The following is a 22,064-nucleotide window of genomic DNA, read 5'->3' as shown; positions in this document are numbered from 1 at the left end:
GGAGACATGCTGACGACTACCCACCCCGACGGCCCGCGCCTGCTGGCCGACATCGGCGGCACCAACGCGCGCTTCGCCCTGGAGCCGGCGCCGGGCGCGATCCAGGCCGTGCAGACGCTGGCCTGCGCCGACCACGCCCGCTTCGAAGACGCGGTGCGCTTCTACCTGGCCGGCGCCGGCGCGAAGGTGCGCCACGCGGTGATCGCGATCGCCAATCCGGTGGACGGCGACGCCATCCGCATGACGAACCACCACTGGGCGTTCTCGATCGAGGCGGCGCGCCGAGCGCTGGGCCTGGAGACGCTGCTGGTGGTGAACGATTTCACGGCGCTGGCGATGTCGCTGCCGATCCTGCAGCCGGACGACCTGGCCCAGGTCGGCGGCGGCGCTCCCTTGGCCGGCGCCGCCATCGGCCTGGTCGGCGCCGGCACCGGCCTCGGCGTCTCGGGGCTGGTCCCGAGCGGCGAGCGCTGGATTCCCCTCCATAGCGAAGGCGGCCACGTGGCCTTCTCGCCGCTCGACGAGCGCGAGGTGACCGTGCTGCGCCACGCCTGGCAGCGCTACGACCACGTCTCGGCCGAGCGCTTCGTCTCCGGCCCCGGCCTGGTGCTGATCCGCGAGGCGCTGGCCATGAGCCGCGGCATAGCGTCCGATAAAGACTTGTCGCCCTCCGACATCGTGACGCGCGGCCTGTCCGGCGGCGACGCCCTGTCGCTGGAAGCGATCGACTGCTTCTGCGGCATGCTGGGCACGGTGGCGGCCAACCTGGCGGTGACCCTCGGCGCACGCGGCGGCATCTATATCGGCGGCGGCGTCGTGCCGCGCCTGGGCGCCTATTTCGTCGCCTCGCCGTTCCGCCCGCGCTTCGAGCGCAAGGGCCGCTTCAGCGAGTTCACGGCGCGCATCCCCACCTGGCTGATCACGGCCCCCTATCCGGCCCTGCAGGGCGCATCGGCGATCCTCGCGGACCACCTGGCCTGGACCCATGCGACAGCGCCGCGGGCGAGCACGGAGGCCGCCCATGCGTAAGATCGCCTCGCCGCTGCTGTGGGTGCCGACCGGCTACTTCACGATGGCGCTCGGCTACGTGATGCTCACCAGCGTCACCGCCATCATGTTCAAGAACCTGGGCATGGACAACGGCCGCGCCGCCCAGTATTCGAGCCTGCTGATCCTGGCGTATACGGTCAAGCCGCTGTTCGCGCCGTTCGTGGAGATGTACCGCACCAAGAAATTCTTCGTGCTGTGCGCGCAGGTGGCGATCGGCGCCGGCTTCGCCGGGGTCGCGCTGCTGATGGAACTGCCCGGCTACATGACCTTCCTGATGGCGATCTTCTTCGCCCTGTCGTTCATCGGCGCGACGCAGGACATCGCCAGCGACGGCGTCTACGTCACCTCGCTCGACGCCCGCGCGCAATCGCTGTACTGCGGCATCCAGAGCCTGTCCTGGAACATCGGCCCGATCGTGGCCGCCGGCGGCATGGTGTATCTCTCCGGCTACCTGCACACACACGTCTTCGGCCATGATCCCGCCGTGTTCGGGCCGGACTGGATCGACGCCTGGCGCATTATCTTTTTGCTGGTCGGCGGCCTGACCCTGTTGATGGCGCTATGGCACTGGCGCACCATGCCGCAAGGCGCGCGCGCGGCCGACACGCCGTCCTCGGTGAAGGACGCCGGCCGCATCCTGCTCGACGCCTTCGTCACCCTGTTCCAGAAGCGCGGCGTGTGGCGCATGATCGCCTTCGCCTTCCTGTTCCGCTTCAGCGTGGGCCTGCTGGAAAAGATCGGTCCCTTCTTCATGGTCGATCCTGCCTCGAAGGGCGGCCTGGGCCTGTCCAACGAGATGCTGGGCCTGATCTACGGCACCTACGGCCTGGCCGCGGTGCTGGTCGGCTCGCTGCTCGGCGGCCTGTACGTCGCCAAACGCGGCCTGAAGGCGACGCTGTTCGTGCTGTGCTGCGCGATCAACATCCCGAACGTGGCCTTCCTGGTGCTGGCGCTCACCATGCCATCGAGCCTGGTCCTGATCACGCTCGGCGTCGCGATCGAGAAATTCTTCTTCGGCTTCGGCGCCGTCGGCTTCATGATCTACCTGATGCAGCAGCTCGCGCCAGGCAAGTACACCACCACCCACTATGCCTTCGGCACCGGTCTGATGGGCCTGTGCGGCATGGTCACCGGCGTGATCAGCGGCCACCTGCAAGAGATGATGGGGTACGTCGGCTACTTCGTGCTGGTGATGGTCGCCACCATCCCCTCGTTCCTGGCCACCTGGTTCGCGCCGTTCTACCACGACGACGGCAGCCAGCCGAAGCCGGAGCCGGACCTCGATGCCGAGGGCAAGACGGTGCCGGCATGAAGCGCCATGTCCAGCTTGCTTCCTGCCTGCTGCTGTCCGCGGCCGCGGCCGCGGCGCAGCAACTTCCACAGCCATCCGCCATGCACGCCATTTCCACTATCTCGCTCGACGCCCTGCTGCAGGAAGAACGCCAGCTCCAGTTCGACCGCTTCGACCGGGATGCCGCCGCCGCCCTCGGGGCGGCGCTGGTGGCGCGGGCGAAGCGCGCCGGCCGCCCGGTGACGCTTGAAATCAGGCAGGGCGACGAGGTCCTGTTCGCCCACGCGATGCCGGGCGCCTCGCCCGACCACGCCGACTGGATCCGGCGCAAGAACAACCTGGTCAGGCGCACCGGCCACAGCTCGTTCTACACCCACAACGAGGTGCGCCAGGCCGGCGGCGACCACGACGCGCTGCCCGGCCTGGACATGCGCGACTACGCGGCCCACGGCGGCGCCTATCCGATCGTCGTGCGCGGCCGCGGCGCGGTCGGCACGGTCACGGTCTCGGGCCTGCCGGGCGTGGACGACCACGCGCTGGTGGTGGCGGCGTTGAAGGACCATCTGAAGATCGGAGAATCGCCATGACCCGCATCGTCCGCTGGGGCATCCTCGGCACCGGGCGCATCGCCCGCGATTTCGCGCAAGGGCTGCGCGCCACGCCCGACGCCGTGCTGGCCGCGGTCGGCTCCCGGAGCGACGATAGCGCACAGGCCTTCGCGGCGCAGTTCGAGATTCCTCGTGCGTTCGGCTCGTATGAGGCGCTGGTCGCTTGTCCCGACGTCGACATCGTCTATATCGCCACCCCGCACCCGATGCACGCAGCCAACGCCCTGCTCGCCCTGCGCGCCGGCAAGGCGGTGCTGTGCGAGAAGCCGTTCGCGATGAACCGGCGCGAGGCGGGAGAAATCGTGGCGCTGGCGCGGGCAAAGAACCTGTTCCTGATGGAGGCGATGTGGACCCGCTTCATGCCGGCCCTGGCCGAAGTGCGGCGCGTCATCGCCTCGGGCGAGATCGGCACGGTGACCCAGCTGCACGCCGACTTCGGCTTCTCGGCCACGCCCGATCCAGCCCACCGCGTCAACGATCCGGCCCTGGGCGGCGGCGCCCTGCTCGACCTGGGCATCTATCCGCTGTCGATCGCCTGCGCCCTGCTGGGCCGGGTCGAGGCGGTGCAGGCCCAGGCCATCATGGGCGAGACCGGCGTCGACCTCACCACCGCCTTCACCATGCGCCATGCCGGCGGCACGCTGTCGGTCTGCAGCTGCTCGCTGCGGGCGCATGCGCCGGGCGAGCTGGTGGTGTCCGGCACGCGCGGCAGCGTGCGCATGCACCGCATGTTCCACATGGCCGAGCGCGTCACGGTTGCGCTGCAGGACGGCTCCACGCGCACGCTGGAGACCCCCTGGCTCGGCAACGGCTACACGCACGAGGCGATCGAGGCCGGCCGCTGCCTGCGCGAAGGCCTGCTCGAGCATCCTGCGATGACCCACGACGACACGCTGGCGATCATGGGCCTGCTCGACGCGATCCGCGGGCAGATCGACCTGCGCTATCCGAGCGACTGAGCCTCGGCCAGCAGCGCATCCAGCTGCTGCATATTGGCCGGCTTGACCAGGTAATGATCGAAGCCGGCGTCCAGCGCGGCCTGGCGGTCGGCGTCGCTGCCGTAGCCGGTCAGGGCGATCAGGAGCGGCGTGCGCTCTCCCAGGCCGGCGCGGATGCGGCGCGCCAGTTCGCGGCCGTCCATATCGGGCAGGCCGATGTCCAGGATGCAGGCGTCCGGGGGCTGTGCGAGCGCGCGCCGCAGCGCCGGCGCCGGCGCATGCTCGACCGCCACCCGGTAGCCTTCCGCCTCCAGCAGCAGCGCCAGCGAGGCGGCCGCATCGACGTTGTCGTCCACCACCAGCACGTTCATCGCCTGGTCGCGCGTGGGTCGTTGCGGTCCCGGCGCGTCGTCCGGGCCGGCCGGGACAGGTTCGTCCAGGCGCGGCAAGGTCACGGTGAAGGTGCTGCCGTGGCCCGGTCCGGCGCTATCGGCGCGCACCGTGCCCCCGTGCAGCTCGACCAGGTTCTTGACCAGCGCCAGCCCGAGGCCCAGGCCGCCCTGGGCCCGGTCCGGCGTGCGCCGGGCCTGGGTGAACAGGCCGAACACGTCCGGCAGCAGTTCGGGCGCGATGCCGATGCCGTCGTCGCGCACCGCCAGCACCGCCTCGCCGCCCCGGATGCGCACCGCCACCAGCACGCTGCCTTCGTCCGGCGTGTACTTGGCGGCGTTGTTGACCAGGTTGGCGATGACCTGGATCAGGCGCTTGGCGTCGCCCTCGACCAGCACCCGCGTATCCGGCAGCTCGGTGCGCAGGCGATGGCGCTTCATGTCCAGCAGCGGCTGCACCTGCTCCAGGGCGGCGCCGACCACCTGGCGCAGGTCGACCCGATCGCGCTCGAGTTCGATCATGCCGCGCGTGACGCGCGACACGTCGAGCAGGTCGTCGACCAGGTGCACCATATGGTCCACCTGGCGCGCGATGATCTCGCTGGTGCGCCGCACCGCGCCCGGGTCGCTCGCATACACGCCCTTGAGCAGGCCCGCCGCGGTGCTGATCGGCGCCAGCGGGTTGCGCAGCTCGTGCGCCAGCATGGCCAGGAACTCGTTCTTGCGCTCGTCCGCCAGGCGCAGCGCCTGCAGCGCCTCGTTGCGCTCGCGTTCGGCCATGCCGCGGTTCAGGTCCTGGCGGTACAGCTGGTAGGCGAAGCGCCACACCACGGCGATCAGGATCACCAGCAAGCCCCACACGAACAGCCAGATCATGGTGGTCAGGTCGAGTCCGGGATCGGCCGCGCGCACCGCCGCGGTGGCGACCATGCCCAGCACGATCGGCGCCAGCACCAGTGGCGCCATCAGCTGGCGCAGGGTGCGGCTGCTGGACGTGGGGCTGGCCAGCGCCACCACCATGCCCTGGTCCGGATGCAGCGCCAGCGTGGCGCCGGAGGCCAGCATGAAGGCCAGCGCGGTGCGCAGCGAGGTGCCGCGTCCCGGCAGCAGCTGGTACAGGAAGGTGTCTTCGGCGGCGAAGCCGGCCAGGGTCAGCAACGAGAACAGCAGCACGCTGGCGGCCAGCGCCTGGCCGATGCCGACCGTGCGGCGCGCGCACGACAGCGCCATGCCGGCCCCGAGTACGACGAACAGGCCGGCCGTCAGCAGCGCCGGCAGGCTCCAGGCAGTGGATGCCTGGCCCAGGCCCAGCGACAGCGGCGCCGGCGCCCAGCCGGACAGGCGCATCGCCACGCCGCCGGCGCCGATCGCCAGGACCAGCAGGGCCGGGACGCGGCCGGCGCGGGCAACGGCGCGCACCGGATGCAACTGCAGCAACAGGCAGGCAGAGGCGCACAGGAAGCCGACCGCGGTAAGCGGATACATCTGCGGCGCACCGACGCCGGCGCCGATCAATGCCGGCGAATGCAGCCCCCAGCCGGCCAGCGCGGTGAGGGCGAGCAGCAGGCAGGCGATCGCGGCGCCGCCCGGGAAGGCAAGCCGGATCGGGAATGTGTTCATGAACGGACGGTTAGTTGAGCGATTTTCGCCCATCGTACCAGTCACGGCCTTTCAGGCGGGCACGGATGCCCGCGGACCATTCACGGCCGGGACGCGCCGTACCAGCCGTATTCCCAGCGCCACGGCATGTCGTTCTCGCCCAGCGCCAGGCGCGCAATCTCGGGGAAGATGCGCTCGGCGCGCACGTCGTTGGACAGCATCACCAGGCAGCGCCGGCGCGCCTCCAGGCAGATCGCCATATTGCCGGTGCTGTCGTTGTGCCCGCCCTTGAACCATCCGCGCCCGCTGCGGTCCTGGAAGGTGACCACGCCCAGGCCGGCCGCCAGTCCCGCTACCTGCGCACCGGGCCGCGACACCAGGGTCGGGAACTGGCCGGCGCTCAGGATCGGCAGTTGCGGGCGCACCATCTCGGCGCGCATCCGGGGGCTCAGCGCGTCGCCGCGCACGAGCGCCGCCCACATGCGGGCCTGGTCGGCGATCGTGGTGTCCATCGAACCGGCGGCGGTGACGGCGCCGCGCTGGTCGTGCGGCTCCATCTTGCCCTCCAGGGTATAGCCGTCGGCCAGGTTGGCGGCGAAGTCGGGCCGCCAGCGCATGGCGGTATTGGGCATACCGAGGCGGTCGAACACGCGCACCTGCATCTCGCGGCCGGCATCGAGCCCGAGGCCCTGCTCGACGATCAGCTGCAGGATGTACATGCCTTCGGCCGAATAGGCGTAGCGCGCGCCGGGGTCGAAGTGAAAGCGCAGCTTTTCGTCCGGCTCCAGCCAGCGGAAGTTGGCGAAGCCGCCGGCGTGCGTGAGCAGGATGCGCGGCGTGAGCCGGCGCCAGCGTTCATCCAGCGCCAGGTCGCTGAAATCCCGGCGCTCGCCCAGGCGGTACTCGGGCAGGGGCTTGGGCAGCAGCTGCGTGAGCGGGGCGTCGAGATCGAGCCGGCCTTCGCTGGCCAGCTGCAGCAGCATGTAGGCGAAGGCGGTCTTGGTCAGCGAGGCGCCATACATGACGGTGTCGGGCTGCAGCGGCAGGCCGCGCTCCAGGTTGCGCTTGCCGTAGGCCGCGACCTTGACCACCCGGCCCTCGTCGATCAGCGCCAGCGCCAGCCCCACCACCTTCTGGCGCGCCATCAGGGCCTCGATGTCGGGGTCGGAAAAACCAGGGTCGGGCCCGCGCGGCGCGCCCGAACAGCTGACCAGGAACAGCGACACGACTGCCATCAACAGCGCTTTCATCGGCTTCTCCTCGGTTGAACTTCCATATCGGCGGCGGGACAACCAAGTGTAGCGCCAGGATGGGCGCCGGACAATCTCAGGGATCAGAAGGCGTGGCGCAGGCCGAGCGCGGCGCCTTTCAGGGTTGCGCCGGGCGCCGCCTCCAGGCTGTTGATCGCGAAGTCGTAGGCGCCGTTCGCCTCATTGTCGAGGTGGGTGACGTAGGCATACAGCGCGGTGCGCTTCGATAGCAGGTATTCGTAGCCGAGCGTGACGTGGGTGGCGCCGGTGCGTGCGCCGCCGCGGATGAAGCCGACCCGGTTGCCGTCGGCGCCCTTGCCGTCGCCGGCATGCGCCAGCCCGAGGCGCAGGCCGTGCGCGCCGAGTTGATGGGTGACCGAGACATACCAGGCATTGCGATCCAGGCCGCCGCCGGCGGTCTCGTATTCCAGGCGTTCGGCCAGCAGCGCCACCCGGGTGTCGCCGAAGCGGCGCGCCACGGCCAGCTTGGTGCCGCTGTCGCGCAATCCCGGCCCCTGGTATTCGTGGTGTCGCTCGTGGGCCAGCGTCGCATACCACGGCCCCTGTTCATAGACCACGGCGGCCGAGGTCAGGGATGGCCTGGCGCCGCTGGCCGGACGTTCCTCCGCCAGGCCGTGGGTCAGGCGCAGGCCGACACCTTTCCAGGGCCGGCTCCAATAATGGGTGGAGTTGGCCTGGCGCCGGTCGAAGGAAGACAGATTGTTCACGTTGTCGACCGCCGCCCCGGCGCCGTTGCCGATGATGCTCATATAGCCGGCGGTAGTTGGATAGAAAGGGTCGAGTCCCGACGTCGCGCCATTGTAGGCGGTGACCCAGTGACCGGCGAACAGCGTGCCGAAGCCGCCATCGAGGCCGATCCGGGTATCGCGGCGCGCGAGCTCGCCCGCGCCGGTATCGAGCGAGAGCGTGCCCTCGACCTGGAAGATGGCGCTGACCCCGCTGCCCAGGTCTTCGCTGCCCCGAAAACCCAGCACCGAGCGGTTGTTCGAGACCCGCTGCTGACTCAGGCGCGGGCCGTCGGCGGTGGCGGACGCTTTCACGTATTCGGCCGCCACGTTCAGGCGGCCGTACAGCTGGACATGGGTCTGGGCCTGGCCGTGGGTCTGGGCGGCGGCGACGCATGCCGCCAGCGCCAGCGCACTGCGGCGCGAGTATTTACTCATCGAGATTCTCCTTGCGGGAATTGTCGGCCACGGGGCCTGTCCCGGCCTATCCCCAATCGAGGGGAGTCCCATCCCCCCATTCGTGTTGGTTTTACGTGGCTTTACATTTCCCGCCCTGCGCCGCGCGGCCGGCCCGGCCGTTAATCATGGACGACAACCCGCAACAGGAAACGATTATGGTCAACAGCATCGGCGGCGCCAGCGCCGCACAGGCGGCATATGCCCCAACCCCGAAGAAGGACGACGAAGCGGCGCTTGGCCCGGCCTCCACAGTCACGTCACCGGACGCCGAGGCGACGCCACCGGCGCCCAGCCAAAGCGCCGAGTCGGCGGCGGCGCGCCTGGGCGACGAATTGAATGCTCAGGCCGACGCCGCGCGCGTGCAGCGCGCCGTGGACGCATCGCCGGCATCGGCCACGGCGTCAAGCGAGGACAGTGACGCGGCCGAGGAAACCGGAAGCGCCCAGGACCCGGCCGCGGCGGCGCCGGCGCCGGCTGGCGGCGCCGGTGGCGCTGGGGGCGCTGCAGCGTCCTCGGAGACCACCGACACCGACTACATCGCCGAAGCCGACACCAATTCGGACAAGACGGTCAGCGACGAGGAACGTGCCGCCTACGAGGCCAAGCTGCGCGAGCAGAACGAGAAGCAGGCCGAGGTGCGCGCCGCGTATGGACAGGACGTGGGCGCCACGCCGGCGCTCGACGTTACCGCCTGACGCAGAGATCCGGGTCGACGATGCGCGAAAATGCTGCACTGCACCCGGAGTTATCCGAAGTAAATTCAAAATAACTGAAGAAACGCGTTGTAGTCAGGTCATCAACTACGGTAGAGTGTCGCCTTCCGAGAAGACTTTCCATGAGGCGGCGCATGCCAGACCGTAGCCCGACTACGCCCCGCGGATTGTTGCTTGCGACGGACCTGAGCGCCCGCTGCGACCGGCCCCTGGAACGCGCCAAGCAGCTGGCCGACGAATTTTCACTACCGCTGGTGGTCCTGACGGTGCACGACGCGCCCCAGGCGCCCGGCGAAGTGCTCCAATGGCAGGGCGACGACGCCGGCCGCGAACACCAGGAACGCGCGGCGCGCGCCGAGTTCGCGCGCGAGTTCGCCGGCTCGCCCCTGCAGGTCACCCAGCGTTTCGCCACCGGCCCGGCCGCCGCCGCCATCCTCGACGGCGCGGCCACCCTGCCCGGCGCCATCGTGGTCGCCGGCGCCTCGCAGCACGACAGCCTGGGCGACCTGCTGCTCGGCTCCACCGTCGAGAAACTGGCGCGCGCCCTGGCGCAGCCACTGCTGGTGGTGCGCCAGCGCGTGCGCGGCCCCTACCGCCGCATCATGGTCGCGACCGACTTCACGCCGGCCGCGAAGCTGGCGCTGGAAACGGCGGCCAGCCTGTTCCCGCAGCGCCGGCTCACCGTGTTCCATGCGCATGACGCCGAAGCGCTGGCGCCCGACGCGCGTCCACATGCGGAACTGATCCGCTTCCTGGACGGCTGCGCGCTGCCGCCCGGCGTCCGTGAGCTGGTCGACCCGGTGATCGGCGAAGGCGAACCGGCCTCGCAGCTTGCGCGCCATGTAGTGGATAATAGTATTGATCTGGTCGTGCTCGGCCTGCATGAAGAATCGGCGCTGATGCGCCTCCTGACCGGTAGCCGCAGTGAATACCTGCTGCAGGCAGTCGTGTGCGACACGCTGCTCGTGCGTCCCCCTGTGCGCCCTGGAGAATATGATGAGAATGAAGAAACCTGAAACCGCCCTGCGCCTCTGCGCGCGCCGCTACATGTCGCACTGCCCCGAAGGATGATGTCGATGACCTCACTGCCACTGATCCTGCTCGTCCTTCTTCCCTTCGCCGGCGCCTTCGTCGCCGCCTGCCTGCCCAATGGGTCGCGCAACCGTCCTGCCATCGCGGCCGGCGCGTTCACCCTTTTGGCCCTTCTCTTCGCCATCTCCCAGTTCGGCCGGTTGGACGCCGGCGAAGTCCTGCAGTCGCGCCACAGCTGGCTGCCGATGTTCGGCCTCGACATCATCATCCGCATGGACGGCCTGGCCTGGCTGTTCTCGATCATGGTGCTCGGCATCGGCCTGCTGGTGATCCTGTACGCGCGCTACTACATGTCCAAGCGCGACCCGGTCGCGCGCTTCTACGCCTACATGCTGGCCTTCATGGGCTCGATGATGGGCGTGGTCCTGTCCGGCAACCTGATCCAGCTGGTGGTGTTCTGGGAACTTACCAGCCTGACGTCCTTCCTGCTGATCGGCTACTGGCAGGAGAGCAACGACGCCCGCCGCGGCGCGCGCATGGCCTTCACCGTCACCACCGCCGGCGGCCTGTGCCTGCTGGCCGGCGTGCTCACGCTCGGCCATATCGTCGGCAGCTACGAGCTCGAGGCGGTGCTGGCGGCCGGCGACCAGATCCGCGCCCATGCGCTGTACCTGCCGGCGCTGGTGCTGATCGCCCTTGGCGCGCTGACCAAGAGCGCGCAGTTCCCGTTCCACTTCTGGCTGCCGCACGCGATGGCGGCGCCGACCCCGGTGTCGGCCTACCTGCACTCGGCCACCATGGTCAAGGCCGGGGTGTTCCTGCTCACGCGCCTGTACCCGGCCCTCGGCGGCACGCCGGAATGGACCTGGATCATCGTCGGCGCCGGCGCCACCACGCTGGCGCTGGCCTCGTTCTTCGCGATCTTCCAGAACGACATGAAGGGGCTGCTGGCCTACTCGACCATCAGCCATCTGGGCCTGATCACCTGCCTGCTGGGCATCGGCACCCCGCTGTCGGTGGTGGCGGCGGTGTTCCACATCATGAACCACGCGATCTTCAAGGCCTCGCTGTTCATGGCGGTCGGCATCGTCGACCACGAGACCGGCACCCGCGACATGCGCGTGCTGCGCGGATTGCGCAAGGCGATGCCGGTGACGGCCGCGCTGGCGATCGTGGCCTCGGCCTCGATGGCCGGCGTGCCGCTGCTGAACGGCTTCCTGTCCAAGGAGATGTTCTTCGCCGAGACCGCCCACGTGGGCGGCAGCGAAGACTGGACCCTGTCGTACGTGGCGGTGGCGATGGGCATCTTCAGCGTCGCCTACTCGCTGCGCTTCATCAGCGTGTTCTTCGGCCGTCTTGCGAAAGACCTGCCGCAAGAGCCGCACGAACCGGCGCGCTGGATGCGCTTCCCGGTCGAGTGCCTGGTGGTGCTGTGCATCGCGGTCGGCGTCATGCCCGAGCGCGTGGTCGGCGACGTGCTGGCCGTCGCATCGGGCTCGGTGCTGGGCGCCGCCATGCCCGAATACGACCTGGCGATCTGGCACGGCTTCAACCTGGCGCTCGGGATGAGCGGCGCCGCGCTGGTGCTGGGCGCCCTGCTGTACTGGGTGCTGCTGCGCCGCCACGACCTGCGCGAGCGCACCGAAGTGCCGGTGCTGCATCGCCTGAAAGGCGCGCAGGCCTACGAGAACACCATGCTGGCGCTGTCGACCGGCGCCAGCGCATTGATTCGCTGGACCGGCACCCGCCGCCTGCAGCCGCAGATGCTGGTGCTGATGGCCTTCATGGTGGCCACGCCGCTGCTGCTGGTCGACCCGCTGCCCGCCATTCCTACCTTAAGCGTGCACGCGCTCGACCCGCTGTTCGCAGTGCTGTGGATCATCGGCGCCGGCTGCGCGCTGGGCGCGGCCTACAACGCCAAATACCACCGCCTGGTGGCGCTGGCCCTGGTCGGCGGCACCGGCATCGTGACCGCGATCACCTTCGTCTGGCTGTCGGCGCCCGACCTGGCGCTGACCCAGCTGATGGTGGAAACCGTGACCACGGTGCTGATCCTGCTCGGCCTGCGCTGGCTGCCGCCGCGCTTCGCCCCGCCCGGCCTCAAGCAGCGGGCGCCGGCCAGCACCTGGTTCCGCCGCGGGCGCGACGGCTTCATCGCCGTCGCCGGCGGCCTGGGCATCGCCGCCGCCAGCTATGCGATCCTGAGCCTGTCCCCGCCGCCCTCGATCGGCGAATTCTTCGTGCTGCGCGCGCTCACCGAAGGCGGCGGCTCGAACGTGGTCAACGTGCTGCTGGTCGACTTCCGCGGCTTCGACACCATGGGCGAGATCACCGTGCTGTCGGCCGTCGCCCTGACCGTCTATGCCCTGCTGCGCCGCTTCCGCCCTGCCACCGAATCGATCGCGATTCCGGTGCAGCAGGCCAGCGACGTCGATCCGGCCGTCACCCAGCCCCCGGCCGAGCAGGCCTCGAGCGGCTACCTCATGATTCCGGCGGTGTACCTGCGCATGCTGCTGCCGGTGATGGGCGTGATGGCGGCCTACTTCTTCATGCGCGGCCATAACCTGCCGGGCGGCGGCTTCGTCGCCGGCCTGATCTTCGCCACCGCGCTGATCGTGCAGTACATGGTGGCCGGCACCGACTGGGTCGAATCGCACCTGCGCCTGCGGCCGCACCGCTGGATCGCCTGGGGCCTCGCGTGCGCCGCCTTCACCGGCATCGGCGCCTGGTTCCTCGGCTACCCGTTCCTGACCAGCCACACCGCCCACCTCACCCTGCCGATCCTGGACGAGATCCACGTCCCGAGCGCCTTCATGTTCGACCTGGGCGTGTTCCTGGTGGTGGTCGGTTCCACCATGCTGACCCTGGTCGCGCTGGCCCACCAGTCGCTGCGCAGCCACCGCGCGGCGGCCGACGCCACGCGCGCCACCATCCCGCCCGCCAAGGAGATCTTCTGATGGAGCTCGTCATTTCGCTCGCCATCGGCATCGTGTTCGGCTCCGGCATCTGGCTGATCCTGCGTCCGCGCAGCTTCCAGGTGCTCTCGGGCCTGATGCTGATGTCGTATGCCGTCAACCTGTTCATTTTCATCATGGGCCGCCTGTGGGTCGACGCCCCGCCGCTCACGCCCGCCGGCACGACGCCCAATCCGGCCGTCCTGGCCGACCCGCTGCCGCAAGCCCTGGTGCTGACGGCCATCGTCATCGGCTTCGCCACCACCGCGCTGTACCTGGTGGTGATGATCGGTTCGCGCGGCCTGACCGGCACCGACCACGTGGATGGCAAGGAGCCTGAATTATGAGTTTGCACTGGACCCAGCACCTGATCCTGGTGCCGGTATTGCTGCCGCTGCTGGTGGGCGCCGCCCTGGCCCCGCTGACGCAGGGCTGGCACCGCCTGAAGTACTGGCTCAGCTACGCCTCGCTGCTGGGCCTGCTGGCGACTTCGCTGGCGCTGATCTTCATGACCGACGGCGGCCACTGGCAGGAAGGCATGGGCATCTACCTGGCCGCCAACTGGAGCGCGCCGTTCGGCATCGCCCTGCTGGCCGACCGCCTGAGCGCCATCATGCTGCTGCTGACCGCGGTGCTCGGCCTGGCCTCGCTGCACTTCACCCGCACCCGCTGGGGCCGGATCGGCGTGCATTACCACACGCTGTTCCAGTTCCTGCTGATGGGCATTAACGGCGCCTTCCTGACGCACGACCTGTTCAACCTGTTCGTGTTCTTCGAGGTGATGCTGGCCGCGTCGTATGGCCTGGTGCTGCATGGGTATAACGCCGAGCGCATTCGCGCCAGCATGCAGTACATCGCGATCAACCTGGCCGCCGCCCTGCTGTTCCTGCTTGGCACCGCCCTGATCTACGCCACCACCGGCACCCTGAACATGGCCGACCTGGCCGCGCGCGTGCCGCTGCTGGCGGGCGAGGAACTGGCCCTGTTCAAGGTCGGCGCCAGCGTGCTGGCGCTGGCCTTCCTGACCAAGGGCGCCATGTGGCCGCTGGGCTTCTGGCTGCCCACCACCTATGCCGCGGCCTCGCCGCCGGTGGCGGTGATGCTGGTCCTGATGACCAAGGTCGGCGCCTACGTCATCCTGCGCCTGTGGCTCCTGATCTTCTCGGACAACGCGGGCGCCGCCGCCGGCTTCGGCGGCGACGCGCTGCTGTATGCCGGCATGGCGACCATCGTGTTCGGCGCCGCCGGCATGCTGTCGACCGACACCGCCGGCCGCATGGCGGGCTATGGCGCGATCGTCTCGTCCGGCACCCTGCTGGCGGTGATCGGCTACGGCCAGCCGACCCTGGTGACGGCCGGCATCTACTACCTGATCGGCTCCACCATCGCGGTGGCCGCCTTCCTGCTGCTGATCGAGCTGATCGACCGCATCCGCACCCCGCGCTCGGCGATGCTGGCGCTGACCATGGAAGCGTTCGCGGTCGAGGATGCGCCGGACGAGCCGACCGGCCGCGGCGTGCCGGCCGCGATGGCCTTCCTGTCGCTGGCCTTCGCCGCCTGCGCGCTGATGATCGCCGGCCTGCCGCCGCTGTCGGGCTTCGTGGCCAAGTTCGGCATGTTCCACGCGCTGCTCAATCCGCAGGTCGACGCGGTGTCGGGCGCGGCCGCGATCTCCGCGTCCGGCTGGACCCTGATGGCCCTGATCATCGTCTCGGGCCTGATCGCCGTGATCTCGATGATGCGCTTCGGCGTGCGCACCTTCTGGGCCAGCGGCGCCACCGAGCCGCCCAAGGTGCACCGCTCCGAAGTGGCGCCGATCCTGTTCCTGCTGGCGCTGTCGGTCCTGATGACCGTGCAGGCCAATCCGCTGTTCGGCTACCTGGCCCGCGCCAGCGACGACATCCACCGTCCGGGCGCCTACATCGGCCGCGTGCTGGCCGAGCCGACCGTGCCGGGACCGGTATCGAACCCGGCGCCCGCGCCCCTCTCGCCCAAGGAGGCGCCATGACCCGCTGGCTTCCCCATCCCTTCGTGTCGCTGGCGCTGTGCGGCCTGTGGCTGCTGCTGAACCAGACCCTGTATCCTGGCCACATCCTGCTCGGCGCGCTGTTCGGCATCGCCGGCCCGGTCCTGACCCGCCACCTCAACCCGCTGGGCTACCCGCGCCTGCACAAGCCCATCGTCGCGCTGCGCCTGCTGGGCTTCGCCTCGGTCGAGGTGGTGCGCTCCTGCCTCAACGTGAGCAAGGTCATCCTGTTCGCCGACTACGCCAACCTGAACTCGCAGTTCATCCGCGTGCCGCTCGACATGCGCGACCCCTACGGCCTGGCGGCGCTGTCCTGCCTGATCAACATGACGCCGGGCACGGTGTGGACCGAGCTGCAGCCGAGCGCCGATTCCGACAAGCTCGAGCTGGTGCTGCACGTGTTCGACCTGCACGACGCCGCGTGGTGGGTCGACACCATCAAGACCCGCTACGAACAGCCCCTCATTCACATCTTCGACACGGAGGTCCGCCATGGCGACCCTGCTTGAACTCTCGATCGGCTACGCCCTCGTATGCGTGCTGGCGGCCATGGCGCTATGCGCCGGCCGCCTGCTGATCGGCCCCTCGGCCCACGACCGCGTGCTGGCCCTCGACACCCTCTGGATGTGCGGCATGCTGCTGGCCCTGGTGCTGGGCATCCGCTTCGGCACCCAGGTCTATTTTGAAGTGGCGATGCTGATCGCGCTGGTCGGCTTCGTCTCGACCATCGCGATGGCCAAGTTCCTGATGCGCGGGGAGATCATCGAATGACCGGCATCGAACACCTGCCCGACTGGGCCGCCCTGCTGGTCTCGCTGCTGCTGATCCTGGGCGCCAGCATCATCCTGATCGGCGCGCTCGGCCTGGTCCGCCTGCGCACCTTCTACCAGCGCATCCACGGCCCGGCGATCACGGTCACGCTGGGCGCCGGCAGCCTCCTGATCGCCTCGATGCTGTACTTTACGGTGGCGCAGTCGCGGCCGGTCGTCCACGAGATCATCATCACCGTGTTCGTGCTGCTGACCGCGCCCGTGGTGTCGATGATGATCATGCGCGCCGCCGTCTACCGCGACCTGCGCGCCAAGAAAGGCGACGCCGGCGCGACCGCGGGCGAGGTGTACACCATCTCGCGCGAGTAGGATCAGTCCAGGCGCTGGAACAGGCCTGGATAGTGCACCACGAGGCCGTCGGCATCGGTCTCGATGTCGGCCCGGAAGGGATCCGACAGGCTCTCGAAACGGTAGCGTCCCTCGCCCAGCAAGGAATAGGCCTGGCGCGAGGGCATCACGGCCGCCCCGGGCAAGGTGACGTAGGCCACCCGGACTTCCCGGCGCTCGCGCAGGGCCTCGCCCAGGCGCCGGATCGGCAAGGTATTGGTGAATGGCGTGCACGTCAGGTCGACGTCGATGCAGCCGTCCAGCGCCGGCAGCGGCGCGCCGTCCGGGCCGCTCCATCTTCCTTCGCCATCGGCGCGCAACAGCAAGTGGGCGCCGCCGGCCAACCTGACCTGGACCTGGCGCACCCGCCAGTGCGCATCGCAATGGATCGCGTAGCTGCAGCCGAACAGCCTGCCCTCGTACGGCGTGCCGGAATCCGGCCCGATCACCACGCCTTCGGCAACGACGCCTTGTGGCGTGCCGCGGATCGCGACATATTCCAGGCCGTTTCCTTCTTCCGTTGCCCAGCGCAAGCGGCGTTCCATGGTCGTCCTCGCTTTCTGCGTGCGTGATCGGTTCCAACATAGCCGATTCCAGTCACGCGCACATGGCGCCGTCGAGTAAATACAACATTGCGAAAAAATAGATTGCGCGTCGCAACAATGTTAGCGCTATCAGATTTTCATGGTGCTTTCTGAGTGAAAAACCGCTGACGCCCCCGCTTGCGCCCACGACAAAGCGGCAAAACCGCCCCTGGATCACATTGCATTGCAACATCGATAACGTGTTTACAAAAAAAATTAGCTGAACAACACTCCGAAAAACGCGATGTTAGCGCTAACGGTCTATCGAGGAGAAACGATGTCAGCATCCAGCGTCAACACCCCGTCCCAACCCGCCGGCGCCCTGCGCTGGGTCGTCATGGGCGTCAGCGGATCGGGCAAGAGCACGATCGGCGCCGCCCTGGCCAGCCACTTCGCCGTCCCCTTCCTCGAAGGCGACGCCTACCACCCGGCCAGCAACGTCAGCAAGATGACGGCCGGCATCCCGCTCGACGACGACGACCGCGCCGGCTGGCTGGACGCGCTGGCGGCCGAGATCGGCCAGGCCCGCAGCCGGGGCCAGGGCCTGGTGCTGTCCTGCTCGGCCCTCAAGCGGCGCTACCGCGACCTGCTGCGCATGGCCGACCCGGCGCTGCGCTTCGTGCACCTGGCCGGGCCGCGCGAACTGATCGCCGTGCGCATGCACGGCCGCCCCGGCCACTACATGCCGCCCTCGCTGCTCGATTCGCAGCTGAGCATCCTCGAACCGCTGCAGGCCGACGAAGCCGGCCTCACGCTGGACATCACCCTGGCGCCGCCGGCGCTGGTGGAACGCATCACCAGAAGCGCCTGAACCACGACGTCCGAATTACGACACCTGCACCACGGCCCTGGCACCGGGGTTCGGCAAGATTCATCGCAAGCAGTCTTTGCAAGCTGTCGCGCAGCCGACCACAGAGACGGCGCGCTCCCATACAACAAGCATCGAGGAGACATCATGCGTACACCAGTTCAACGGACTATCATCAGCCTGGCCGTGGCCAGCGCCTGCTGGAATGTGGGCATCGCCCATGCCCAGCAGGCGCAGCCCGAGCCAGACACCCCGGCCGCCACCGCCGACGCCGCGGCGCAAGCCACGCCCGCGGAGGTCGCACCGGCGACCGGGGAAGCCTCCAACGTCGTGCGCATCTCCGGCTCGCGCATCGCCGCGCGCGGCTTCACCATGCCGACGCCGACGACGAGCCTCACCAGCGCCGACCTCGAGAAATCGGCCAAGCCGAACCTGTTCAACACCCTGGCCGAACTGCCGGCCCTGCAGGGCAGCACCGGCCGCACCACCAGCACCAACAGCACCAGCAGCGGCATCCAGGGCCTGTCTTCGCTGAGCCTGCGCGGCCTGGGCACGATCCGGACCCTGACCCTGCTCGACGGCCAGCGCGTGGTCGGCGCCAACGTCACCGGCGTGACCGACGTCAGCCAGTTCCCGCAACTGCTGGTGAAACGTGTCGACGTGGTGACCGGCGGCGCCTCGGCGTCCTATGGCTCGGACGCGGTGGGCGGCGTGGTCAACTTCGTCACCGACAAAAAATTCACCGGCTTCAAGGCCCACGTCCAGGGCGGCCAGACCAAGTACGACGACGACCGCGGCGGCAGCGTGCAGGCGGCCTGGGGCCGGGCTTTCCTGGACAACCGCTTCCACGTGACGGCCAGCGCCGAGTTCACGAAGGAAAACGGCATCGAGTCGCCCGGCTTCGGCGGCAAGGGACCGAACGGCCGCACCTGGTACCAGAACCCGGCCTACTCGGTGCGTCCGCTGAACCAGACCGGCGACGGCCTGCCGCAATACCGCGTGATCGAACAGGCGCAGCAATACCAGTACGCCAAGTACGGCCTGATCACCAGCGGCCCGCTCCAGGGCACGGCCTTCGGCGCGGGCGGCGTGCCTTACCAGTTCCAGTACGGTTCGAATGGCCAGCCGACCGGCACCGGCGCCGTCACCGGTTGCGTCAACCCGTTCTGCATCGGCGGCGACTTGAGCGGCAGCGTGGGCTCGGGCACCAACCTGGCGATGAACTTCAAGCGCCAGGTGGCCTATACCCGCATGTCGTTCGACCTCAATCCCGACCACCAGCTCTACTTCACCGCCAACTACGGCAAGGTGGACTCGCGCTTCTCGCCCAACCCGGGCGCGGCCAAGAACGCCAACCTGACCATCCAGTGCTCGAATCCCTTCCTGCCGGCGTCGATCGTCGATGCCTGCGCCCGCAACAACATCACCAGCTTCCAGTACGGCACCGCGAACGCGGTCTTCCCCGAGAACATCGACGTCCAGCCGACCCGCACCCAGCGCCGCTTCGTGCTCGGCGCCGAAGGCAAGTTCGCCCTGTTCGGCAAGGACTGGTCGTACGACGCCTATGTGACCCATGGCGAGAACAAGACCAATCTCGACGCCTTCAACATGACGCTCAATGCGCGCTACAACAATGCGATCGACGCGGTGCGCGCGCCGGACGGCCGCATCGTCTGCCGCAATCCGGTGGCCGCGGCGTCGGGCTGCGTGCCGCTCAACATCATCGGCGACAACCCGATCGATCCGGCCGCCTGGGCCTATATCGCGCCGGCCAACGGCCCGCGCCAGCGCACCACGCAAAGCCAGGACGTCGGCAGCTTCAACATCAACGGCGAGCTGTTCGAAGGCTGGGCCGGCCCGATCTCGCTGGCCACGGGCGCCGAGTACCGGCGCGAGAAATACCGCGTGCGCGGCGACGCCTACGGCAACGGCGTGACGCCGGAATCGCCGAACAACGCCATGTACCCGGCCGACCCGCTGCTCAATACCACGGTCGGCAACAACTGGTACGCCGGTAACTTCCACAACGGCGAGGGCAGCTACAACGTGCGCGAAGCCTACGTGGAGCTGAACATCCCGGTGTTCAAGTCCGCGACCTGGGGCGAGGCCAACCTCAACCTGGCCGACCGCGAGACCAAGTACAGCACCGCCGGCAGCGTGGGCAGCTGGAAGCTGGGCGCCACCTGGCAGACGCCGATCGACGGCCTGCGCCTGCGCGGCGTGACCTCGAAGGACGTGCGCGCGCCGAACCTGTCCGAACTGTTCGCGGCGCCGGTGGTGGTCAACAACGTGGTCCAGTACCAGGGCAATACCATCAGCGTCCAGGAACGCACGGTGGGCAACACCAACCTGCGTCCGGAGATCGCGCGCAACAACACCTTCGGCATCGTCCTGAGCCAGCCGAAGTGGGCGCCGGGCTTCAGTATCTCGGCCGACTACTTCGACATCGAAGTCAAAGGCGTGATCTCGGCGCTGACGATCCAGCAGGAAGTCGACCTGTGCGTGGCCGGCAACCAGGAGATCTGCAATGCCATGGTCTTGAACAGCCCGGGCAACAACTACGTCACGGTGCAGAACTTCAACCTGGCGTCGCTGAAGGTCAAGGGCTTCGACCTCGAGACCGCCTACCGGACAGGGCTGGAGCGGCTGAATCTGCCGGGCCGCTTCACCTTCCGCGCGCTGGCCACCCGCAACCTGCACTACATCACCGAGTCGGGCGTGGTCGGCACCATCGCGGTGGATTCGGCCGGCTCGAACATGGGCAATACGCCGAAGTGGAAGGTGCTGGCGCAGCAGACCTGGGAGAACGACAAGCTGAGCGTCACGCTGACCGAACGCTGGTTCAGCGACGGCACCTACCGCAACGACTTCATCGAGTGCCAGACCGGTTGCCCCATGTCGACCCTGATCCACCCGACCATCTACGACAACAAGATGAAGGGGGCGGCCTATCTCGACATCGGCGCCAGCTACAACCTGTCGAAGCAGTTGCAGGCCTACTTCAAGATCGACAACGTGACCGACCGCGCGCCGGAAGCGGCGCCGCAGACCAATGCCAGCTACGGCATCAACCCGGCGCTGTACGACGTGGTTGGACGGACTTACCGGGCCGGCCTGCGCTACGGCTTCTGACGGAGGCCGGCCGTGTGGAACATCGTTTCCGTGCTGCTGGCGGTCGGCCTGCTGACCCTGCTCATCGCCTGGGGCAAGGTCCAGCCCCTGCTGGCCTTCGTGGCGGCGTCGATCGCGGCGGCGCTGCTGCTCGGGGTGCCGCCGTCGAAGATTCCCGGCGCGATCGAGAAGGGCATCGGCGACCTGCTCGGCTCCCTGGTGGTGATCATCTGCCTGGGCGCCGTGTTCGGCAAGCTGATCGCCGACAGCGGGGCCGCGCGCCGCATCGCCACCTGCCTGGTCGACGCGCTCGGCCCGTCGCGCATCCCGGTGGCGCTCACCGTCACCGGCTTCGTGGTCGGCATCCCGCTGTACTACAACGTCGGCTTCGTGCTGCTGGTGCCGCTGATCTTCTCGCTGGTGGTCAGCTCGGGACGGCCGGCGGTGGCGCTGGCGATCCCGCTGCTGGCCGGGCTGTCGATCGCGCACGGCTTCCTGCCGCCGCATCCGTCACCGGTAGCGCTGGTCTCGGCGATCCACGCCGACATGGGCACTACCCTGCTGTACGGGATCGTGGTGGCGATACCGACCTTGATCATCGCCGGGCCCCTGTTCGCGCTGTCGCTGCGCCGCATTGAGGCGCAACCGGCCGCCATGTTCCAGGACGGTCGCGCGCTGCAGGATGGAGAACTGCCGGGCGTCTTCAACAGCTTCGCCACCGCGCTTCTGCCGGTGCTGCTGCTGGGAGCGAGCACGGTGCTCATGATGGCGCGGCCGGAGCTGAACGGCAGCCTGTCGTTCCTCGCCAATCCGCTGGTGGTGATGCTGGCGTCCTATCTGGTGGCGATCTACACGCTGGGCCTCGCGCAAGGGCGCCGTTTCTCGGCCGTGATGCAGGGCCCGGCGGAGGCGATGCGCGAGATCGCGCCGATCCTCCTGATCATCGCCGGCGCCGGCGCGCTCAAGCAGGTGCTGGTGGAGTCGGGCGTCAGCGCCGATCTCGGCGCGCTGTTGTCCAGCCTTCCGGTGCCGCCGCTGGTGCTGGGATGGTCGGTCGCGACGGTGATCCGCATCTGCCTCGGATCGGCCACGGTCGCGGGCGTGACGGCCGGCGGCATCGTGGCGCCGCTGGTGCACAGCTCGGGCGTCGACCCGAACCTGATGGTGCTGGCCATCGGCGCGGGAAGCCTGATGTGCAGCCACGTCAACGATTCCGGCTTCTGGATGTTCAAGGAATATTTTGGCTTGTCCCTGAAGGATACCTTCCGCTCCTGGACCCTGATGGAGACCCTGGTGGGCGTGTTCGGCCTGCTGTTCGTGATGCTTCTGTCGCTGTTTCTACAATAGCT

Annotated in this window: 19 protein-coding genes; 15 read left to right on the top strand and 4 right to left on the bottom strand. The window is 68.7% G+C overall.

Features of this window, described 5'->3' with window-relative positions; all coding sequences use genetic code 11:
- Positions 1-6 precede the first annotated feature (6 nt).
- Genes HMPREF9710_RS05165 through HMPREF9710_RS05150 form a run of 4 tightly spaced genes read left to right on the top strand, consistent with a single transcriptional unit; the run spans position 7 to position 3,908 of the window.
- Positions 7-1,029, top strand: coding sequence for a glucokinase (locus tag HMPREF9710_RS05165; RefSeq protein ID WP_005664511.1), 1,023 nt, complete (start codon positions 7-9; stop codon positions 1,027-1,029).
- On the top strand, positions 1,022-2,362 hold the full coding sequence (locus HMPREF9710_RS05160; RefSeq protein ID WP_005664510.1) for an MFS transporter: 1,341 nt from the start codon (positions 1,022-1,024) through the stop codon (positions 2,360-2,362). The genes HMPREF9710_RS05165 and HMPREF9710_RS05160 overlap by 8 nt, the downstream gene beginning before the upstream one ends.
- Complete coding sequence (locus HMPREF9710_RS05155) at positions 2,359-2,928, top strand: heme-degrading domain-containing protein (RefSeq protein ID WP_005664508.1); 570 nt, start codon at positions 2,359-2,361, stop codon at positions 2,926-2,928. The genes HMPREF9710_RS05160 and HMPREF9710_RS05155 overlap by 4 nt, the downstream gene beginning before the upstream one ends.
- Positions 2,925-3,908: a Gfo/Idh/MocA family protein gene (locus tag HMPREF9710_RS05150; protein ID WP_005664506.1), complete on the top strand. Its 984-nt coding sequence runs from the start codon at positions 2,925-2,927 to the stop codon at positions 3,906-3,908. The genes HMPREF9710_RS05155 and HMPREF9710_RS05150 overlap by 4 nt, the downstream gene beginning before the upstream one ends.
- On the opposite strand, the gene HMPREF9710_RS26455 is transcribed toward HMPREF9710_RS05150, so the two are convergent.
- From HMPREF9710_RS26455 to HMPREF9710_RS05135, 3 genes are all read right to left on the bottom strand, one after another.
- Positions 3,893-5,896 (bottom strand): hybrid sensor histidine kinase/response regulator, encoded by a 2,004-nt coding sequence (locus HMPREF9710_RS26455; protein ID WP_005664504.1) that lies wholly within the window; start codon positions 5,894-5,896, stop codon positions 3,893-3,895. The two genes, HMPREF9710_RS05150 and HMPREF9710_RS26455, sit on opposite strands and share 16 nt — an antisense overlap.
- 80 nt (positions 5,897-5,976) lie before the next feature.
- On the bottom strand, positions 5,977-7,125 hold the full coding sequence (locus HMPREF9710_RS05140; RefSeq protein ID WP_005664503.1) for a serine hydrolase domain-containing protein: 1,149 nt from the start codon (positions 7,123-7,125) through the stop codon (positions 5,977-5,979).
- A gap of 83 nt (positions 7,126-7,208) precedes the next feature.
- Positions 7,209-8,309 carry a porin gene (locus HMPREF9710_RS05135; protein WP_005664501.1) on the bottom strand — a complete coding sequence of 367 codons (1,101 nt, stop codon included), beginning with the start codon at positions 8,307-8,309 and terminating at the stop codon, positions 7,209-7,211.
- A gap of 176 nt (positions 8,310-8,485) precedes the next feature.
- On the opposite strand from HMPREF9710_RS05135, the gene HMPREF9710_RS05130 reads away from it, so the two are divergent.
- From HMPREF9710_RS05130 to mnhG, 8 genes are all read left to right on the top strand, one after another.
- Positions 8,486-9,025, top strand: a complete 540-nt coding sequence (locus tag HMPREF9710_RS05130) for a hypothetical protein (RefSeq protein WP_005664500.1) — start codon at positions 8,486-8,488, stop codon at positions 9,023-9,025.
- Positions 9,026-9,210: 185 nt separating this feature from the next.
- Entirely contained in the window at positions 9,211-10,059 is an 849-nt protein-coding gene (locus HMPREF9710_RS05125) for a universal stress protein (protein ID WP_218918181.1), read from the top strand.
- Positions 10,060-10,119: 60 nt separating this feature from the next.
- On the top strand, positions 10,120-13,032 hold the full coding sequence (locus HMPREF9710_RS05120) for a monovalent cation/H+ antiporter subunit A (protein WP_005664498.1): 2,913 nt from the start codon (positions 10,120-10,122) through the stop codon (positions 13,030-13,032).
- Entirely contained in the window at positions 13,032-13,376 is a 345-nt protein-coding gene (locus HMPREF9710_RS05115; protein ID WP_005664496.1) for a Na+/H+ antiporter subunit C, read from the top strand. The genes HMPREF9710_RS05120 and HMPREF9710_RS05115 overlap by 1 nt, the downstream gene beginning before the upstream one ends.
- Positions 13,373-15,037, top strand: coding sequence for a monovalent cation/H+ antiporter subunit D (locus tag HMPREF9710_RS05110; protein WP_005664494.1), 1,665 nt, complete (start codon positions 13,373-13,375; stop codon positions 15,035-15,037). The genes HMPREF9710_RS05115 and HMPREF9710_RS05110 overlap by 4 nt, the downstream gene beginning before the upstream one ends.
- Entirely contained in the window at positions 15,034-15,564 is a 531-nt protein-coding gene (locus HMPREF9710_RS05105) for a Na+/H+ antiporter subunit E (RefSeq protein ID WP_005664492.1), read from the top strand. The genes HMPREF9710_RS05110 and HMPREF9710_RS05105 overlap by 4 nt, the downstream gene beginning before the upstream one ends.
- Positions 15,548-15,826 carry a K+/H+ antiporter subunit F gene (locus tag HMPREF9710_RS05100; protein WP_005664490.1) on the top strand — a complete coding sequence of 93 codons (279 nt, stop codon included), beginning with the start codon at positions 15,548-15,550 and terminating at the stop codon, positions 15,824-15,826. Before HMPREF9710_RS05105 ends, HMPREF9710_RS05100 begins: the two co-directional genes overlap by 17 nt.
- Complete coding sequence (mnhG, locus tag HMPREF9710_RS05095; RefSeq protein WP_005664489.1) at positions 15,823-16,194, top strand: monovalent cation/H(+) antiporter subunit G; 372 nt, start codon at positions 15,823-15,825, stop codon at positions 16,192-16,194. Before HMPREF9710_RS05100 ends, mnhG begins: the two co-directional genes overlap by 4 nt.
- 2 nt (positions 16,195-16,196) lie before the next feature.
- Here the strand turns inward: mnhG and HMPREF9710_RS05090 are convergent, their stop codons facing one another.
- On the bottom strand, positions 16,197-16,757 hold the full coding sequence (locus HMPREF9710_RS05090) for a putative glycolipid-binding domain-containing protein (RefSeq protein WP_005664487.1): 561 nt from the start codon (positions 16,755-16,757) through the stop codon (positions 16,197-16,199).
- Positions 16,758-17,073: 316 nt separating this feature from the next.
- Here HMPREF9710_RS05090 and HMPREF9710_RS05085 point away from each other — a divergent pair, with 316 nt between their 5' ends.
- From HMPREF9710_RS05085 to HMPREF9710_RS05075, 3 genes are all read left to right on the top strand, one after another.
- Positions 17,074-17,607, top strand: a complete 534-nt coding sequence (locus HMPREF9710_RS05085) for a gluconokinase (RefSeq protein ID WP_005664485.1) — start codon at positions 17,074-17,076, stop codon at positions 17,605-17,607.
- A 144-nt stretch (positions 17,608-17,751) separates the two neighbouring features.
- Positions 17,752-20,736 (top strand): TonB-dependent receptor domain-containing protein, encoded by a 2,985-nt coding sequence (locus HMPREF9710_RS05080; protein WP_005664484.1) that lies wholly within the window; start codon positions 17,752-17,754, stop codon positions 20,734-20,736.
- Positions 20,737-20,748: 12 nt separating this feature from the next.
- Positions 20,749-22,062, top strand: coding sequence for a gluconate:H+ symporter (locus tag HMPREF9710_RS05075; RefSeq protein WP_005664482.1), 1,314 nt, complete (start codon positions 20,749-20,751; stop codon positions 22,060-22,062).
- Positions 22,063-22,064 lie beyond the last annotated feature (2 nt).

Source organism: Massilia timonae CCUG 45783 (assembly GCF_000315425.1).
GTDB lineage: Bacteria > Pseudomonadota > Gammaproteobacteria > Burkholderiales > Burkholderiaceae_D > Telluria > Telluria timonae.
This window is presented reverse-complemented; position numbering and strand designations above follow the sequence as displayed.

Excerpts from the sequence above, each read along its gene's own strand:
- mnhG (WP_005664489.1), top strand. The coding sequence starts at position 15,823 with ATGACCGGCATCGAACACCTGCCCGACTGGGCCGCCCTGCTGGTCTCG.
- HMPREF9710_RS26455 (WP_005664504.1), bottom strand. The coding sequence starts at position 5,896 with ATGAACACATTCCCGATCCGGCTTGCCTTCCCGGGCGGCGCCGCGATC.
- HMPREF9710_RS05135 (WP_005664501.1), bottom strand. The coding sequence starts at position 8,309 with ATGAGTAAATACTCGCGCCGCAGTGCGCTGGCGCTGGCGGCATGCGTC.
- HMPREF9710_RS05115 (WP_005664496.1), top strand. The coding sequence starts at position 13,032 with ATGGAGCTCGTCATTTCGCTCGCCATCGGCATCGTGTTCGGCTCCGGC.
- HMPREF9710_RS05085 (WP_005664485.1), top strand. The coding sequence starts at position 17,074 with ATGTCAGCATCCAGCGTCAACACCCCGTCCCAACCCGCCGGCGCCCTG.
- HMPREF9710_RS05110 (WP_005664494.1), top strand. The coding sequence starts at position 13,373 with ATGAGTTTGCACTGGACCCAGCACCTGATCCTGGTGCCGGTATTGCTG.
- HMPREF9710_RS05165 (WP_005664511.1), top strand. The coding sequence starts at position 7 with ATGCTGACGACTACCCACCCCGACGGCCCGCGCCTGCTGGCCGACATC.
- HMPREF9710_RS05130 (WP_005664500.1), top strand. The coding sequence starts at position 8,486 with ATGGTCAACAGCATCGGCGGCGCCAGCGCCGCACAGGCGGCATATGCC.
- HMPREF9710_RS05140 (WP_005664503.1), bottom strand. The coding sequence starts at position 7,125 with ATGAAAGCGCTGTTGATGGCAGTCGTGTCGCTGTTCCTGGTCAGCTGT.
- HMPREF9710_RS05105 (WP_005664492.1), top strand. The coding sequence starts at position 15,034 with ATGACCCGCTGGCTTCCCCATCCCTTCGTGTCGCTGGCGCTGTGCGGC.
- HMPREF9710_RS05160 (WP_005664510.1), top strand. The coding sequence starts at position 1,022 with ATGCGTAAGATCGCCTCGCCGCTGCTGTGGGTGCCGACCGGCTACTTC.
- HMPREF9710_RS05090 (WP_005664487.1), bottom strand. The coding sequence starts at position 16,757 with ATGGAACGCCGCTTGCGCTGGGCAACGGAAGAAGGAAACGGCCTGGAA.
- HMPREF9710_RS05080 (WP_005664484.1), top strand. The coding sequence starts at position 17,752 with ATGCGTACACCAGTTCAACGGACTATCATCAGCCTGGCCGTGGCCAGC.
- HMPREF9710_RS05150 (WP_005664506.1), top strand. The coding sequence starts at position 2,925 with ATGACCCGCATCGTCCGCTGGGGCATCCTCGGCACCGGGCGCATCGCC.
- HMPREF9710_RS05100 (WP_005664490.1), top strand. The coding sequence starts at position 15,548 with ATGGCGACCCTGCTTGAACTCTCGATCGGCTACGCCCTCGTATGCGTG.
- HMPREF9710_RS05155 (WP_005664508.1), top strand. The coding sequence starts at position 2,359 with ATGAAGCGCCATGTCCAGCTTGCTTCCTGCCTGCTGCTGTCCGCGGCC.
- HMPREF9710_RS05120 (WP_005664498.1), top strand. The coding sequence starts at position 10,120 with ATGACCTCACTGCCACTGATCCTGCTCGTCCTTCTTCCCTTCGCCGGC.